The 301-nt window shown below is 57.1% G+C and carries 1 protein-coding gene; it reads left to right on the forward strand.

What is annotated here, in order from left to right; genetic code table 11:
- Positions 1-301: aldehyde dehydrogenase family protein (locus KDM89_RS21520; RefSeq protein WP_212689825.1), on the forward strand; the 301-nt coding region annotated here is incomplete at both ends.

Genomic DNA, 301 nt, shown 5'->3' on the forward strand with positions numbered 1-301 from the left:
CTTACATGCCGCCCACGCCTATGCGCTGGACTGGCAGACAACGGCACCTTCGGTGCGTGCAGCAGCGTTGTACCGTGCAGCAGATTTACTTGAACAGCAGACTCTGGATTTCATGGCGCTCGCGATTCGCGAAGCGGGAAAATCCTTACCGAATGCGGTGGCTGAAGTGCGTGAGGCCGTGGATTTCCTGCGTTATTACGCGGCCCAGACCGAGTCGCAGCCTCAAACGCAGGCACTGGGCCCGGTGGTATGTATCAGCCCTTGGAATTTTCCTTTAGCGATCTTTATCGGCGAGGTCAGT

Source organism: Cognatundibacterium luofuense (assembly GCF_018139685.1).
GTDB lineage: Bacteria > Pseudomonadota > Gammaproteobacteria > Burkholderiales > Burkholderiaceae_D > Undibacterium > Undibacterium luofuense.